The organism is Falseniella ignava, from assembly GCF_002847645.1.
GTDB lineage: Bacteria > Bacillota > Bacilli > Lactobacillales > Aerococcaceae > Falseniella > Falseniella ignava.
The window spans coordinates 47,504-62,252 of record NZ_PKHE01000009.1; the positions used below are offsets into that span (position 1 = coordinate 47,504).

At 37.8% G+C, this 14,749-nt stretch carries 14 protein-coding genes and 1 tRNA gene; 9 read left to right on the top strand and 6 right to left on the bottom strand.

The features are described 5' to 3' along the window. Window positions 1-46: 46 nt before the first annotated feature. Window positions 47-1,473, bottom strand: a protein-coding gene (locus CYJ57_RS04515) for an IS3 family transposase (protein ID WP_415751407.1) whose coding sequence is annotated in 2 segments (ribosomal slippage) — window positions 47-909 and window positions 909-1,473 — 1,428 coding nt in all. Because the reading frame shifts where the segments join, the coding sequence is not laid out codon by codon here. Window positions 1,474-1,548: 75 nt separating this feature from the next. Further along, window positions 1,549-2,391 carry a DUF368 domain-containing protein gene (locus CYJ57_RS04520; RefSeq protein ID WP_101954250.1) on the bottom strand — a complete coding sequence of 281 codons (843 nt, stop codon included), beginning with the start codon at window positions 2,389-2,391 and terminating at the stop codon, window positions 1,549-1,551. 139 nt (window positions 2,392-2,530) lie between these two features. On the opposite strand from CYJ57_RS04520, the gene CYJ57_RS04525 reads away from it, so the two are divergent. From CYJ57_RS04525 to CYJ57_RS04560, 8 genes are all read left to right on the top strand, one after another. Next, window positions 2,531-2,785 (top strand): hypothetical protein, encoded by a 255-nt coding sequence (locus CYJ57_RS04525; protein WP_006701021.1) that lies wholly within the window; start codon window positions 2,531-2,533, stop codon window positions 2,783-2,785. 15 nt (window positions 2,786-2,800) lie between these two features. Continuing rightward, window positions 2,801-3,205, top strand: coding sequence for a cytidine deaminase (cdd, locus tag CYJ57_RS04530; protein ID WP_101954251.1), 405 nt, complete (start codon window positions 2,801-2,803; stop codon window positions 3,203-3,205). A 21-nt stretch (window positions 3,206-3,226) separates the two neighbouring features. Further along, a complete protein-coding gene (gloA, locus tag CYJ57_RS04535; RefSeq protein WP_101954252.1) occupies window positions 3,227-3,610 on the top strand; it encodes a lactoylglutathione lyase in 384 nt (127 codons plus the stop codon). Window positions 3,611-3,949: 339 nt separating this feature from the next. Continuing rightward, window positions 3,950-6,034, top strand: coding sequence for a PBP1A family penicillin-binding protein (locus CYJ57_RS04540; RefSeq protein WP_180764389.1), 2,085 nt, complete (start codon window positions 3,950-3,952; stop codon window positions 6,032-6,034). A gap of 76 nt (window positions 6,035-6,110) precedes the next feature. Then, entirely contained in the window at window positions 6,111-6,458 is a 348-nt protein-coding gene (locus tag CYJ57_RS04545; protein ID WP_101954254.1) for a YlbF/YmcA family competence regulator, read from the top strand. An 87-nt stretch (window positions 6,459-6,545) separates the two neighbouring features. Further along, window positions 6,546-7,790, top strand: coding sequence for a DNA repair exonuclease (locus CYJ57_RS04550; protein ID WP_180764390.1), 1,245 nt, complete (start codon window positions 6,546-6,548; stop codon window positions 7,788-7,790). Window positions 7,791-7,806: 16 nt separating this feature from the next. Next, a complete protein-coding gene (locus tag CYJ57_RS04555; RefSeq protein WP_101954256.1) occupies window positions 7,807-10,593 on the top strand; it encodes an ATP-binding protein in 2,787 nt (928 codons plus the stop codon). Window positions 10,594-10,602: 9 nt separating this feature from the next. Next, the gene (locus CYJ57_RS04560) at window positions 10,603-11,550 is read left to right on the top strand and encodes a 3'-5' exoribonuclease YhaM family protein (RefSeq protein WP_006701028.1); all 948 of its coding nucleotides are present in this window, start codon (window positions 10,603-10,605) and stop codon (window positions 11,548-11,550) included. Window positions 11,551-11,595: 45 nt separating this feature from the next. Here the strand turns inward: CYJ57_RS04560 and CYJ57_RS04565 are convergent, their stop codons facing one another. The 3 genes from CYJ57_RS04565 to CYJ57_RS04575 form a co-directional block, all read right to left on the bottom strand. Then, window positions 11,596-12,612: a peptidylprolyl isomerase gene (locus CYJ57_RS04565; protein WP_006701029.1), complete on the bottom strand. Its 1,017-nt coding sequence runs from the start codon at window positions 12,610-12,612 to the stop codon at window positions 11,596-11,598. A gap of 83 nt (window positions 12,613-12,695) precedes the next feature. Then, the gene (locus tag CYJ57_RS04570; protein WP_101954257.1) at window positions 12,696-13,046 is read right to left on the bottom strand and encodes a YtxH domain-containing protein; all 351 of its coding nucleotides are present in this window, start codon (window positions 13,044-13,046) and stop codon (window positions 12,696-12,698) included. Between the two features lie 20 nt (window positions 13,047-13,066). After that, the gene (locus CYJ57_RS04575) at window positions 13,067-13,495 is read right to left on the bottom strand and encodes an HIT family protein (protein ID WP_006701031.1); all 429 of its coding nucleotides are present in this window, start codon (window positions 13,493-13,495) and stop codon (window positions 13,067-13,069) included. A gap of 154 nt (window positions 13,496-13,649) precedes the next feature. Between CYJ57_RS04575 and CYJ57_RS04580 the strand changes: the two genes are divergently transcribed. Further along, window positions 13,650-14,387 carry a hypothetical protein gene (locus tag CYJ57_RS04580; protein WP_101954258.1) on the top strand — a complete coding sequence of 246 codons (738 nt, stop codon included), beginning with the start codon at window positions 13,650-13,652 and terminating at the stop codon, window positions 14,385-14,387. Window positions 14,388-14,512: 125 nt separating this feature from the next. Here the strand turns inward: CYJ57_RS04580 and CYJ57_RS04585 are convergent. Beyond that, window positions 14,513-14,584: transfer RNA gene (locus CYJ57_RS04585), tRNA-Arg, on the bottom strand. Window positions 14,585-14,749: the final 165 nt, after the last annotated feature.

The following is a 14,749-nucleotide window of genomic DNA, read 5'->3' on the forward strand; positions in this document are numbered from 1 at the left end:
AAGCATATTTTGCTTGTCTCTTTTTTATGTGTATAGGATTTAATCCTTAAGCAGTTTGTGCCTGTCTATATTCAACAGGACTTAACCAGCTCAACTTTTCCTTAATTCGCTCTTCGTTATAGTAACGAATATAATCAATGATTGCTTGTTCCAATTCCTTGTAACTTCGATAAACTTTTCCATAATACATCTCTTGTTTCATTACACCAAAGAAATTCTCTATCGGTGCATTATCGTAACAGTTGCCTTTACGTGACATACTTTGAAATATTTGATGTTCTTCCAATAACGCTTGATATTCTTTCATTTGATAAGCCCAACCACGGTCTGAATGGAAGGTTCGTCGATAAGAGCAGTCTTTTGAAACTTCAATCGCTTCCACTAATGCTTCAAGCATCGTTTCTTTATTAGGCTGATGAGAAACTTTAAAACTAATGATTTCTAGATTGTACAAGTCCATAAAAGGATCTAAATATAATTTCTTTACTTGAAGCTTGCCCGAATCATCTGCTTCATAGTATTTGAACTCTGTTGTGTCCGTCGTAATCTTCTGATACGGTATCGAGCTTTCGAATCGACGATTGATTCGATTGGGTGCAATTTGTCCGACAATGCCTTTATAACTATTATATCGACGATATTTGCGTCCAAAGTTTTTGACTTGAATCTTTAATTCTTGACAGATGCGTTGAACTTTCTTTCGATTGATTTTCAAGCCATCTTTTACAAGTTTTGCATGAATTCGACGGTAGCCATAATTTGAATGTGCCTCACGGATTGACATTATTTTTTCTTTTACTTCTTGATCTGGATCTGGTTTTTTCCATTGAGACTGCCAATACATATAGGTGGATTTAGGGAAGTTGATTGCCGCAAGAATCTCAGTTAAGGTAAATCTTTCTTGTTGACGGAGCTTGTGGATGATTCTTGCTTTGTCTTCGTTGCTTTCTGTAGCCGCAAGCTCCTTAGCATTTCCAAGTACTCATTTTTAATGGTCTGCATTTTAAGCTCATATTCAAGCTCTTTAATGCGATTGTTTGCCCGTTCTAAATCCGTTATTTTCAGTGGCTGAGAATCCATTTGATTTTTGTTTTTAGATTGTTTATTTCTAGACATCGGTGGCCTCCCTCGTTTTCGAGAAAGTCCTTCAACCCCTTGATTATGGTACTCTTGACGCCATCTAGCAATGAGACTTGGATTATTTAATCCCAACTCATTCGCTACGTCTTGATAGGACTTCTCACTTGCTTCATACAACGTAATTGCCTTCAACTTAAATTCTACACTGTATGAATTACTTTTGCGAGAACGTTTTAAACCTTCTATACCTAAAGTTTGATAAGCGTTGATCCATGTTCTAATTTGAATAGTCGATTTGAACTGATATTTTTTAGCCAATGATCTTAAGCTGATGGTTCCAGAAAGATACTCTGCGACCACTTTCATCTTGAATTCTAAACGATATTTAGCCATACAAATACCCCCTAAAGTTGGATTTTTCTTGGTCCAACTTTAGGGGGTCAGTTCAAGAGGTAGACGAGTTTTTGTTTACTTGTATTTTGCTTCCAGTTGCGTCATCCAGTGTCCCAGCGCAGTACCTAAGACTAACATTCCAACGCAAAAAGTATATTGTACCCAACCGAATGAGGCCGGATAATGAGTAGGGATAATCATCAATGTTGAGGCAACGACGACTCCAAAAATAAAATGGAAGAAGAGCGTGTAATAATGGTTAAAGATCCATTCAATCAGCTTTGCTAAAGCGAGTAGAATAACAATGCCACCCAAACCGATCGGAATAATGACCGATAGATCAAAGTGTTTAAAACCATCGGACATCTTCTCGTAAAGTCCCATATAAAGAATAAAATTAGACGGACTCAATCCCGGAATTAAAATACCTAAAGCAATTAATCCACCGCACACCATCCATGATATGAAATGAGCGGGAACTTCTTCAGTAAATAATTGATTCCCATAAAATAAAAGGGCCAGAGCAGCGATAAAAGCGATGATCGCTGTTAGATAACTTTGAAGTGTTCGGCCTTGACTGCCAGCTTCTTGCCAGAGTGCTGGAAGTGTACCAACGACCGCCCCAACAAAGAACCAGCTAACAATCGTTTGATAATTTTGCAGTAAGTAACTTACACCCCATGCTAAAATTCCAATGCCAAATAATGCACCCAGTCCAATCGGTATAAAGAATAAGATGTTTTCTTTTAATTTTTTAAAGGGGTTCGCTAAAAATGTAATAATTTGTTGGTAGACCCCAAAGATGGCTGCTAAAGCACCCCCACTTACTCCTGGAATAATAAAACCAGACCCGATAAACATTCCTTTGACAAAACGGAATAACCAGTTCTGTCCAGGGTGTTTCAGTTGTTGTTCCATGATACAAACTCCTTTATTCAAATTTTAATAACATCCGTATTATATCTTTTCTGAAAATTAAATCAATTTATTATTGTCTGGCGCAAATATTTGATACAATAAAATTAATATTTAGAGGTTGGAAAGGGTTGAGTGATTAGTGAATCGATTATTTTATAGTGATAAGTGTCCTCAGACAGAACCTTTTATGGCCCAATTGGACCAACATCAAATTCCATATGAAGCCATAAATATTAATGAATCGATTGCGAATTTAAAGCAGTTTCTCCAATATCGTGATCAACGAAATGAGTTTGATGCGATCCGCCAAACCGCCGTCGGTGTTCCATTATTAATAGACTCATCGGACCACCTATATTTTGATGTTCAACAAGCTGTTGAGCAGTTAGCCTAGACATTAGGAGGGCTTATGGAACAACACATAGTTGAATTAATGAACAGAGCTCGTGAAGCGATGACGCATTCTTATAGTCCTTATTCTAATTTCCCTGTGGGCTGTGCCATTCGAATGAAGGATGGAAAGATCTATACGGGAGTGAATATTGAGAATGTGTCATTTGGAGCGACGAACTGTGCGGAACGCAGTGCAATTTTTTCAGCGGTTAGTCAAGGATACCGACCTAAAAGCATTGAAAGTATTGCTGTAGCGGGACAAACAGAGGATTTTTTATCACCTTGTAGTATTTGTCGTCAAGTGATGGTTGAATTTTGTGATGCAGATACCCCGGTGTATTTGACGAGGCAGGATGGAACAATTTTAACAACGACCGTTAGCGAATTAGTACCATTCGCATTTGATTCGATGGATATTTAATAAAAGAAAGGGAGTAAGAAGATGGCAGTAAAAATGTTACATGCATGTTATCGCGTATTAGATTTAGAGGCGTCAAAGAAATTTTATATGGAGTTATTTGATTTAAAGGTTAATCGTGAAAAAGATTACCCAGACGATAAATTTACTTTATGTTATTTAATTGCCCCAGAGGGAGATTTTGAACTCGAGTTAACTTATAATTACGAGAGCGATCCTTATGTAATTGGGAATGGGTTTAGTCATCTAGCCATCGGTGTGGATGATCTTGAAGCAACCTATGAGAAAGCTAAAGCTGCAGGTTATGAGATGACCGAATTCAAGAGCTTATCTGGTAGCGATAATAAATATTTCTTCGTAACGGATCCAGATGGGTATCGTGTGGAAGTAATGTCAAATAAGAAATAAACTTAAATCGAACTAATCTCCACACGCTTGACAATCACTTCGATTCGTCTATAATGATTGTCATGCGATGAGTCGAATGACAATAGCTTATATTGTCCAATGCAAGCATCTGAGTTTAATCTCAAGTCAGGAAGACGATGCGTATCAGCTTGCTGTGAACAATGCTGATTGATAATACCTTTTGGTATTGTTTTGCGATTCGAAAGGTTATGATTAACCTAAGAAGCCAGCGATTTACTCTGAGAAGAGTGATCGGCTGGTTTTTTTCTGTCTTATCTTCTAAAATAATTCACAACTCAATGCTATAATACAATTACAATGATTAAAGGAGGGAAGCAGTTGAGACGACATAATCGACCCTATCGTTTTAAGTACATGTGGACTTATTATCGAGGATGGAAATGGCTGATTTTTATTGGATTATTAGTTGCCTTAATTACATCAAGTTACTTAGTTTTTATTGCGAAGACTACCAGTGTATCGACACTACAAGATGCTTTGCGTTCTCAAACAACCCTCTACGCCTATGATGATACACAGGTAGGAAGTTATTCGTCACAAAAAGGATCTTATGTTGAATTGAGTGAGATTTCTCCGCAAATGCGCCAATCTGTAGTAAGTGTAGAAGATAAACGATTTTATGAACATAATGGGTTTGATACGCTCGGAATGGGACGTGCTTTTGTCCGGCTGTTGATTAACCGAAATGCCAGTGGTGGTGGAGGAAGTACGATTACTCAACAAATTGTAAAAAATGCTTTCCTTAGCCTAGACCAAACCTTACAACGAAAGTTAAAGGAGTTCTTCCTTGCATTAGAAGTTGAGAAGCACTATTCAAAAGATCAAATACTTGAAATGTATTTGAATCATGCCTATTTTGGCAATGGAGTCTGGGGGGTAGAAGATGCCTCAATGAAGTATTTTGGGCATTCTGCGGCTACTTTAGATTGGAATGAAAGTGCCGTATTAACAGGTATTCTTAAAGGACCGTCCATCTATAATCCAATTGATGATTATGACGCAGCGATTGAGCGACGTAATGTAGTACTAAGCGTTCTGGCAAAAAACGAGACGATTACACCTGAAGATGAAGCATATCTAGATCAATCAGGTATCTACTTAGCAGATGCGTATAATTCTTATCAGCACCATCAATTTCCACAATATTTTGATGCGGTGATCGATGAAGCGATTGAGCGTGCTGATATTCCTGAACAAGAATTATTACGAAATGGCTATCGAATTTATACATATTTGAACCCAGCTTATCAACAAGTGATTGATCAAGCCTATGCGAATACTTGGGTTTTTCCTGATGATGGAAGCGGAGAACCGCTCGTTCAAAGTGCTAGTGTCGTAATTGATCCGAAAACAGGAGGTGTTGCCGCGCTTTATGGAGGACGAGGAGATTATGTGTTCCGAGGTTTTAACCGAGCGATCGATATGCGCCGCTCTCCAGGATCGACCATTAAGCCATTAGCTGTCTATGTACCAGCTATTGAAGCGGGGTATCAAGTAGATACATTAGTTCCTGACGTAGTTCAAGGCTACGGTCCAGATCATTACGCACCCGAAAACTATAATCATTATACGGAACCGAGTGGCGAAACACCGTTGTATTATGCTTTAGCCCAAAGTAAAAATACGTCCGCTGTTTATTTGATGGATAAACTTGGTATTGGTACATCGGTTAATAAATTGAAGCAATTTGGAATTACGATCGATCCAAAAGATGAAGCACTGACATTAGCTCTAGGAGCAATGCAAAAAGGAATTAGTCCATTGGAATTAGCAAATGCTTATAGTGCCTTTGCAAATCGAGGGATTCGCCTAGAAAGTGCCTTGATTCGCCGTATTGAAGATACATCTGGGAAAGTTATTTATTCTAACGAACGTCCTACGAAGCATATGGTAATGACGTCGAAAGTTGCCCTTGAGATGACCCGAATGATGCTTGATACTTATGGTGGGTACGGTACGGGTTACGGTGCGGGACCTGATTATGGTCAACTCGCGGGTAAAACAGGGAGTACAGAAGTAAGTGAAGGAAATATGGCAACGCGTGACCGCTGGATGGTAGGTTACACGCCAGACTTTGTGATTGCGACATGGGTCGGATTAGATGAAGAAGGCGGTGTCTCGCTTGATGAATTAATGCCAAGTGGTCTAGGGAGTCTATTCAATGTCCAAACGACCGGCTTAATGAGTTATTCTAACCAAACACCGTTTCAAGTAACTGCTGCTTCGCAAGGTGGGGAAATACCTGAAGAAGTTGATTCGTCTGAAGGACACTGGGAAGATCAAGCAGATCAATTTCTTTCCCAAATGGGCGAGTGGTTCAGTGAGAATATTACAAAATTAATGGAACAACTTCAGTATGCGAGTGAAAATATCTCTGAAACCATTAAAAGTTTACTGAATTAACCTATTATCTTCTAGGATGAATAGATAATTTATTAAAAAAATGATAAAATGAATGAAATGATAAAGGAGTGAGAGCATGTCAGAAACAAATATTTATGACACAGCCAATCAACTTGAAAGAGAGATTCGCGAATCAAGTCAATATAATGCGTTAAAAGAAGCATTTGAACGTATTCAAGCAAATGAGACTAGCAAGAAATTATTTGAAGAATTTAGCGAGTTGAGTGTTAAGTTACAAAGCCAACAAATGACGGGTCAAGAGATGGAAGAGGCAGATTTAGAGAAAATCCAAGCTTTAACAGAGCAAGTAGGACTGGATGAATTAATTAGTGATTTAATTCTTAAAGAACAACAAATGAGTTACTTAATTAATGATCTGAATCGCGTTATTACCCAACCATTAAGTGATTTATATCATAAATAATTACCGATCTAACCAGAAAGCCAGCTGTCAGTGTCATTTATTCGACGAGCAGTTGGCTTTTATTATAATGAAAGGAGCGATAGCAAGGTGAAAATAATCCATATTAGTGATTTACATTTGGACACCCCTTTTCAAGGGATGAGCCATACATCAAAATCAATTCATCGAGCGTTAATTCAAGCCCCTTATCAAGCCTTTGAATCATGCGTTAATTATGCGATTACGAATCAGATTGATGTTATGTTGATTACCGGAGATATTTATAATAGTCAGCGTCAAACAATTCAAGCTCAACGCTTCTTTAATCAACAGTTAGAGCGATTATTGCAAGAAGAAATTCAAGTTGTCTTCTGTCATGGTAACCACGATTTTATCCGTGAAGGGTATTCTCAGTTGCACTACCCTGAGGGCATCCATCTCTTAAAAGATGAGAGCGTATCGAAAGTCCAATTAACTACTCGAAATGAAGAAACGTTGACGGTCTACGGCTTTAGTTATTGTCATCAATCATTAACGGAGCGGATGATCGATCAATTTCCAGTAAATCAAGACAATCGTTCGAATGTGATTGGACTCTTGCATGGGGCCTTGCAAACGAGTCATCCTCAACAAAACCGGTATGCTCCTTTCACACTGCAAGATTTAAAAGACAAACAATATAGCTATTTTGCTCTAGGTCACATTCATAAACCACAGATACTATCTGAATTTCCACTCATTCAATATGCTGGAACGCCACAGGGACGTCACCGGAATGAAGTCGGAGCTCATGGATGTTATCTAATCGAGTTAGTCGAAGGCAGCGTTATTAAAAATGAATTTATCCCTCTGGCAGAAATTATTTGGGAAAATTGTGAAATTGAGTGTCCAGTTGATGCGTCTGCCAATGACTTGGTTGAATTGATTCGTTCTCAACTGAATCAATATGAGCAACGTGCAATCGAAGAATCTGTCTCCTTTATTTTGACAGTCCATTTATTACAGTCACAACGGTTGAACGCAGATCTCTGGCAACAAATTCAGCAAGGAGAGCTTTTCGAAGTGATTACAACTCGGATGAAAGGTGACCAGTTTGTACTTGTGAATCAATTTGAACTTGCTAATCTTCGGAATTTTAATGTGTTTGAATTTGATCAAGCATTGAAGGATCAATTTACAGAAGTAGAGCAGGCAATGTCTGAGGTATCAAATCGGAAGGAAGTTCTAGACGACTTCTTGGCGCATCCAATCGTTCGCCGTTACTTTGAGCAAGAAGAGTTATTAGCATTATCTGAAGATTATATTAATCAAGCTAAAGAATTAATCGTTCAATCTGTCGGGATGGAGCGATAAGAAGAGGGGGAGTTCAATGATCATCGATAAAATAGATATCTATGGTTATGGAAAATGGGTTAATCAACAATTTGAATTGAGTGATGGGCTCCAACTCTTTGTGGGTGAGAATGAAGCGGGCAAATCCACTTTACAATCCTTTATTCGTTCTATTTTGTTTGGTTTTCCGACCCGCCATCGTCGAGTGAATCAACTCAATACTTATGAGCCCAAAACAAGCGAAAAATATGGCGGTCGTCTTTTATTGAGAGAAACTACGATGGGTGACGTATGGGTTGAAAGAACGCAATCGGGTGTGACTATTACTACCCCTGATGGACAAATTTTACCTGAGAGTCAACTTGATCAAATTTTGGCGGGACTCGATGTTAACTTGTATGATAGTTTTTATTCATTTACATTAGCGAATTTACAAGAACTAGCGAATATTGGTTCGGACCAACTGAACGATTACTTTTTGGGGATTGGTACATTAGGTAGTGATAAATTTATTGAGCTGTCAAATCATTTGGAGAAACAATCGACTCAGCTATATAAAAAAGGAGGGTCAGTTCCACCACTCAATGTTCTGTTGAATGAATATGAAGAATTACAACAGCGCACGGCTCAATATGAAAGTCAAAATGATACGTATCAACAATTTATCGCCCAAAAACAACAAGTTGAATTGCAAATCGAACAAAATATTGCAGCCATAAAAGAAGCAGAAATTGCCTTGCATCAATCGGAACAACTTCTGGCGATGTATCAAATTTATCAACGGTTAGTTAAAGTTCGAAAAGAATTGGGTGAATTGACTTATATCCCAATTACAAACACACTCAATACTGAATTGACCAATACGGAAGCGATGGTTGAACGGCTTCAAAATGAAAATGTAAGTCTTGCATCGCGACTCGAAGAGCTACAGTCGCAATTAAAACAAGAAACTCGACTCGAATGGGCCAATAATCGGACGACAGAGCGAGAACAGTGGCTACAACTGACGATTCAAGCTAAAGAGGATTACAATAATTTAGAGAAGTTAGAGAGACAGTTGGTTGAGATTGAGCATCGCCTCAATCAGCTAGCTCAAAGAGGTCAATTTTATCCAGATAAGATTAATCAACAAAAAACGATACCTTATGAAGAAGCAGAATCATTATTAAGCCAAACTGCTGAGATAGAGCGACAAATTGACCGTATCGGCATTGAACGAAAACATTTTATTGATCAACGAAAAGATGTCCAAAATCAAATTGCTCAGCGCCAGCAACAGATTACATATTTTGAACATCAAGCCATAAATTTAAAAGAGCAATTGAAAGAAGTGACACGACCATCCGATTATTTAGTCGGATTGCTGATGCTATTGATAGGGGGGTTGATTTGGTTATATAATCAATTCCAACCACTCAATCAATTATTAATACGCTCTGGGTTTGGTTTATTGCTTGCGGGGATCTTGATGATCGGTTACATTGCATTTTCTCACGCACGAAAACGCCAGGAATATGATTTAGATGCAATTGATCAATCGATTTTAGCACTCGAACATGAGATCGAACATTTTGCACAACAGATGCAGCAATTATCGCTAACGATTAATGCGCGTGAAGATGAACAAAATCATAGCAAGCAACAATTGACAGAATTTAATCAACAAAAACGACATTGGTTAACGCAGCATGGTTTTTATCCTACAGCGGATTTAGAATTAATTGTTAAAACTAATCCTGTACAACAATATATTGATGAGAAGGAAAAGCAGTCTCAATTTCAAAAGGAAGCCGGTGGGTTACAAGCAAGATTAGCGAACTGGCTAGAAAAAATAACACCAATGCTTGAGCGCTTCCCTGCATCAAGTGCGCAATTGCGTGATTTGATTCGACATGTTGAGACGATTGAGTCGAATTTACAACTTGTATTAAATAATTCACGGATTAATCTCGAACGTCAAACAGCAACACAAGAGTCAATCGATATAAATATGCAAGAAATTGAACGTTTAAATCAATTTATCCAAGACGAATACCAAAAGTTGAATGTTGAAAACCGCAAAGAGTTTGATCAATTAATAGAACGTAATGAATATATTCGTTCATTAGAAGAGAAAGAACGACTTTATCTTGAACAAATTGGCGATAAGGAAGCACAACTCGAGCAAATTGGGGATCAAGCTTCATTGGAAGCAATTATTGAACGCCATCAACGGAAATTACAAAGCCTAAGAGATAGTATTGAACCACTGCAACATCAACGCGCTAATTGTGCAGTGGAAATTAATAATTTAGAACAAGATGGGACGTATTCGGATTTATTACAACAGCTTGAAGATCAGCGCGCAGCAATCATCGAATTGTATCAAGACTGGGCTACACGAAAACTCAGTTCATCAATGATTGTTCAGACACTTAGACAAGGGTTAGATAATCCGATTGAAGAGATGAATGATTTAGCAAATCAAATCTTTAAGATTTTAAGCAACCATCGATATGAACATATTCGTATTAATAAGCGCAATCTAAAAGTAGTAATGGCTACGGGAGATGTATTTGAGCCGCATGAACTTTCACAAGGAACATTAGAGCAACTTTATGTTTCGTTACGACTGGCCTTTATTCAAAGCGCAGTGACGATGATTCGGATGCCGATTATTATCGATGATGCCTTTGTTAATTTTGATGAGACACGCCGATCCTATGCTTATGATGTCTTAAAACAAGTCGGGGAAAAACATCAAATCTTGTATTTTACTTTTGATAAAGCAGTTTGTGATCAATTTGAATCCGAACAAATAATCGATTTAGAGAAAATGAACTAGGAGGAAATTATGCAACAATTAATGGACTATTCACATGGCGATGATATGGCTCTGTATGTTTTAATTAAGTCGGCGGATATTCGGACAGCCCGAAATGGCAATCCATTTATCGCTTTTCGTTTTCAAGATCGAAGTGGCTCGATGGACGGCATGTATTGGTCGGCAAGTGAGCAAGAGATTAATCAATTCCAAGCTGGACATGTTGTCTATTTGAAAGGAAAACGGGATACTTATAATGGGTCTCCTCAAGTGAAGATTGAAGGGCTCCGACTGGCGGAGGTGGGGGAGCCGAACGATCCTACGATGTACGTAGAACGAGTCGCAATGAAGCGAGAGGAAGTTGAAGAGCAATTAGATCAAGCACTTCTATTAATCCGTGACTCGAGTATTGCGCGCGTCGTTCGCCATATTGTTTCACGTGTGGGAGAAGATTTCTTTGCGTTTCCTGCCGCAAAGCGAAACCACCATGCGATTGCAGGAGGTTTAAGTTTCCATACTTTAACTATGGTTCAAATCGGGAAGCAATTGTGTGAAATCTACCCTCAACTCAATCAAAGTTTATTGATTGGGGGGATTATCTTACACGATCTAGGAAAAACCATTGAGCTAAGTGGGCCGATTTCAACGGAGTATACGTTGAAAGGACAATTAATCGGTCATATTGTGATTATTAATGATTTAATCAATCAAGCGTGTTTAGATTTAGACATCGATGCAGACAGTGAATCAATTTTATTGTTGAAGCATTTGGTACTCGCTCACCATGGTCAGCTAGATTATGGTAGTCCGGTAATGCCGCATATTCTTGAAGCTGAAGTGATTCACTATATTGATGATATGGATGCGAAAATTAATATGATTACATCTGCTTTAGAGCATACCGAAAAAGGGGAGTTTTCAGCACAAATCTTCCCATTAGATCGCCGTTCTTTTTATCGGCCTAATTTGAATAAATAATAAAAACTCTGGTTCCAATTTATTTCGGAACCAGAGTCTTTGTTATTATTCGCTTGCTTCGTTTTCTTCAGATTCAGCTTCTTCTTGTTCTTCTTCAGCGGCTTCAGTTTCAGTTTCTTCTTTGCTTTCGTCGCTGTTTTCAACTTTCTCTTCAGGCTCTTTTGTGAGTTCGATTAAGTCTGAGACCGCATCTTTGAGATCTTCATCTTTAATTTCATACCCAGTATCGACTAACAATTGTCCAATAATTTTATAAGAGAATTGTGTGTCAGAGAATTTAGAAACAATGTATTGTTCTTTAACTTCTTCTTTAACTTCTTCAAATGGTTTTTTCTCGCCATTATTGATTGCTTTAATGACGTGGTAACCGAATTGAGATTTAACAGGTGTTTCGGTCATTTTGCCATTTTCAAGACCTTTTACAGCTTCTTCAAATTCAGAAACCATTTGTCCTGTTTTGAAAGGTTGTAGAAGTCCACCGTTAGAAGCAGTACCGTCTTTAGAAATTTCACGAGCGACTGCATCAAATTCTTCGCCATCGTTGATACGTTGAATGGCTTCAAGAGCTTCTTCTTCTGTTTCGACCAAGATATGTTGAGCTTCCATCATAGGAGCATATCCTTCATCATAATAAGCTTTAATTGCTTCGTCTGAGAGGTCGATATTTTTCTCAACTACATTTTGGAAGAGATTACGAACATAAACCTGGTAACGGTATTCTTCAATCGTTCCTAATTTTTGACTCACTAATAATTGTTTGAAGACATCTTCGCCACCAGCTTGTTCAATTTGTTCGTTAACTTCTTCTTCGGCTGATTTTTTCAATTCTTCAGGATTGTCTGCATTTGCTTCTAAAATGGTTTCAAGAATTAAGGTACGCAAGGTAACTGGACCTGCTACTTTTTTCATTGCTTCGTAGAACTCATCTTTTGTAATCTGATGCTCGCCAACCGTTGCAATTGGATCTTCATTAGCTTGCACATAAGTTGGAATGCTAGCAGCGCCAATTAATAAGCTTGCTGATAAGGCGACAATTGATTGTTTAAGTAAAGATTTAGACATAAAATTCCTCCATAATTTTTTAGTACTTGTTCACTATAACATAATCGCAGTTAAAAAAGACAGAGTTCATGTTAAAGTCATATTTAATTCGCTGAATCATCAAAATTGATTGAATTAATTGAATTTTGTAATGTTTGAACGCGATCTTGGACACGATTAATACGTGGTTGCGCCTCGCGTTGGAAGCGAGTAATTGAAGTTTGAATATCCTCAGTGGCTTCTTGAACACTGGCAATACCTTCATGGGTTAATTTTTGAATGGCTAAGCGCAAATGGTCCACTTTGTATCGTAAGTCATTGACGTCTTCTGTCGTATTATCAATAAAGTACTTTAATTGTTGACGTGTTTCTTTTCCAGAGGCAGGAGCATTAAGTAGCGTCACAATTCCACCAATGAGCCCTCCCCAAAAGATACCTGAACGAAATCTTTTCATAATAATCCTTCTTTCTATGACTACAGCTTGATTTGTTGGTTAATACGTTGTGCTCTTTCTTGGAATTCTTCTTGTGAATAGTCTTTTGAATGGTCTGTAAAGACGATTCCTAAACCATCTTCCGCATGGTAACGCGGGATAATATGCCAATGTGTGTGGAAGACACTTTGATAGGCAGTAGGTTCATTATTATTTAAAATATTGATACCTTTACAATCAGGAAATGTTTCTTTAATTGCACGTGCAATGACCGGTAATTTTTTAGCAACCAAACTAGCGATTTCATCATCGTATGCATAAATATCTTGTACGTGTTTTTTTGGAATGACAAGCGTATGGCCAGGTGTGACTTGTGTAATATCTAAAAATGCTAAGATATTTTCATCTTCATAGACTTTAGCGCTTGGAATCTCACCTTGAATAATTTTACAAAAAATACAATCAGACATCTTGATACCTCCATCTTATTGTTCCATCTTAGCTTAACATATTTTCTACAAGATGAATACGATTTTGCGGTTAGCAATCTTCACAGAATCTCCATATTTGTATAATAAATTCACAAATTATTCCGTATTTTGCTACAATTATTGGACGCATAGTATGTTATACTATGAACGTACAATGAAGAAAGCGAGGGATTCCATGTTATTGCTTAAATCCAAAAAAATAATACGTTGTATCGTAAGTGTCATCTTTTTTATATGTGTTAGTTTCCTAATTATTAACAGCACAACAGGCACTACTATTAACGCGCAATCTGAGAATGATATCGATGCACCGACAGAATACCATGGGCCCGTCAATCCATATACCCCATACGGGCAGTATGTGAGCTATCAATATCAGATCAACGGATCTCAACCGATGATTCAAGACGTCATCCGTGAGTATCAACCTGATAGTAACGGTATATTTCAAGTGGCAATGTTTACGGTAGAAAATAATAGCGCGATTTGTCAAGTTTATCAAATAAGAGATCAAGGTATCTATTTGTTAGCGTCATACGACAATTATTATGATGTAGAAGATTTACGTAACGCCCCAACGACTCTGAGTCAGACACCTGTGTTGGTTCTCCCTTCAAATATTCAAGAAGGAATGTCTTATGCTTCGAGTGCCGATGGAACAAAAATTCGAACAGTAGTTGAGACATCGATGAACTACGAAATTAACGATGTAGCCTATCAAGATGTTGTGAAAATCGAAGAGGAAGACTTAACTCACTCGGATTATGTTACAAACTACTATTATGCTCCTGCCTATGGATTGATTGTTGTAGAACGAGTTAACCAATCGGGTGAGAGTCAAATTTTGCTTCAGATTATGTCAGCTCAGTAGTTAGAAATAAAAGAATGAAAAACGGTGAAGTTGCTATTAGATTAGCCTCTTCACCGTTTTTGAATTTTATAGAATACCCATTTTGCACTCAATCTCGATAAACGTTGATATATCAATAAAATAAACACCGCTGGAGGGAATCGAACCCCCATTTTAAGAACCGGAATCTTACGTGATATCCATTACACTACAGCGGCATAACGATTTTATTATACCTAAGTATATCTAAAAAATAAAGCGATTATAACGAGAAGCTTTGAAGTAATCTCATCTACAAATGATAATGTCTCAAGTAACCGTAAATGAAAATGTCCCACTTTAGTGTATATTAAATCTAAGGAGGGATCTCAATGGAGGATTAT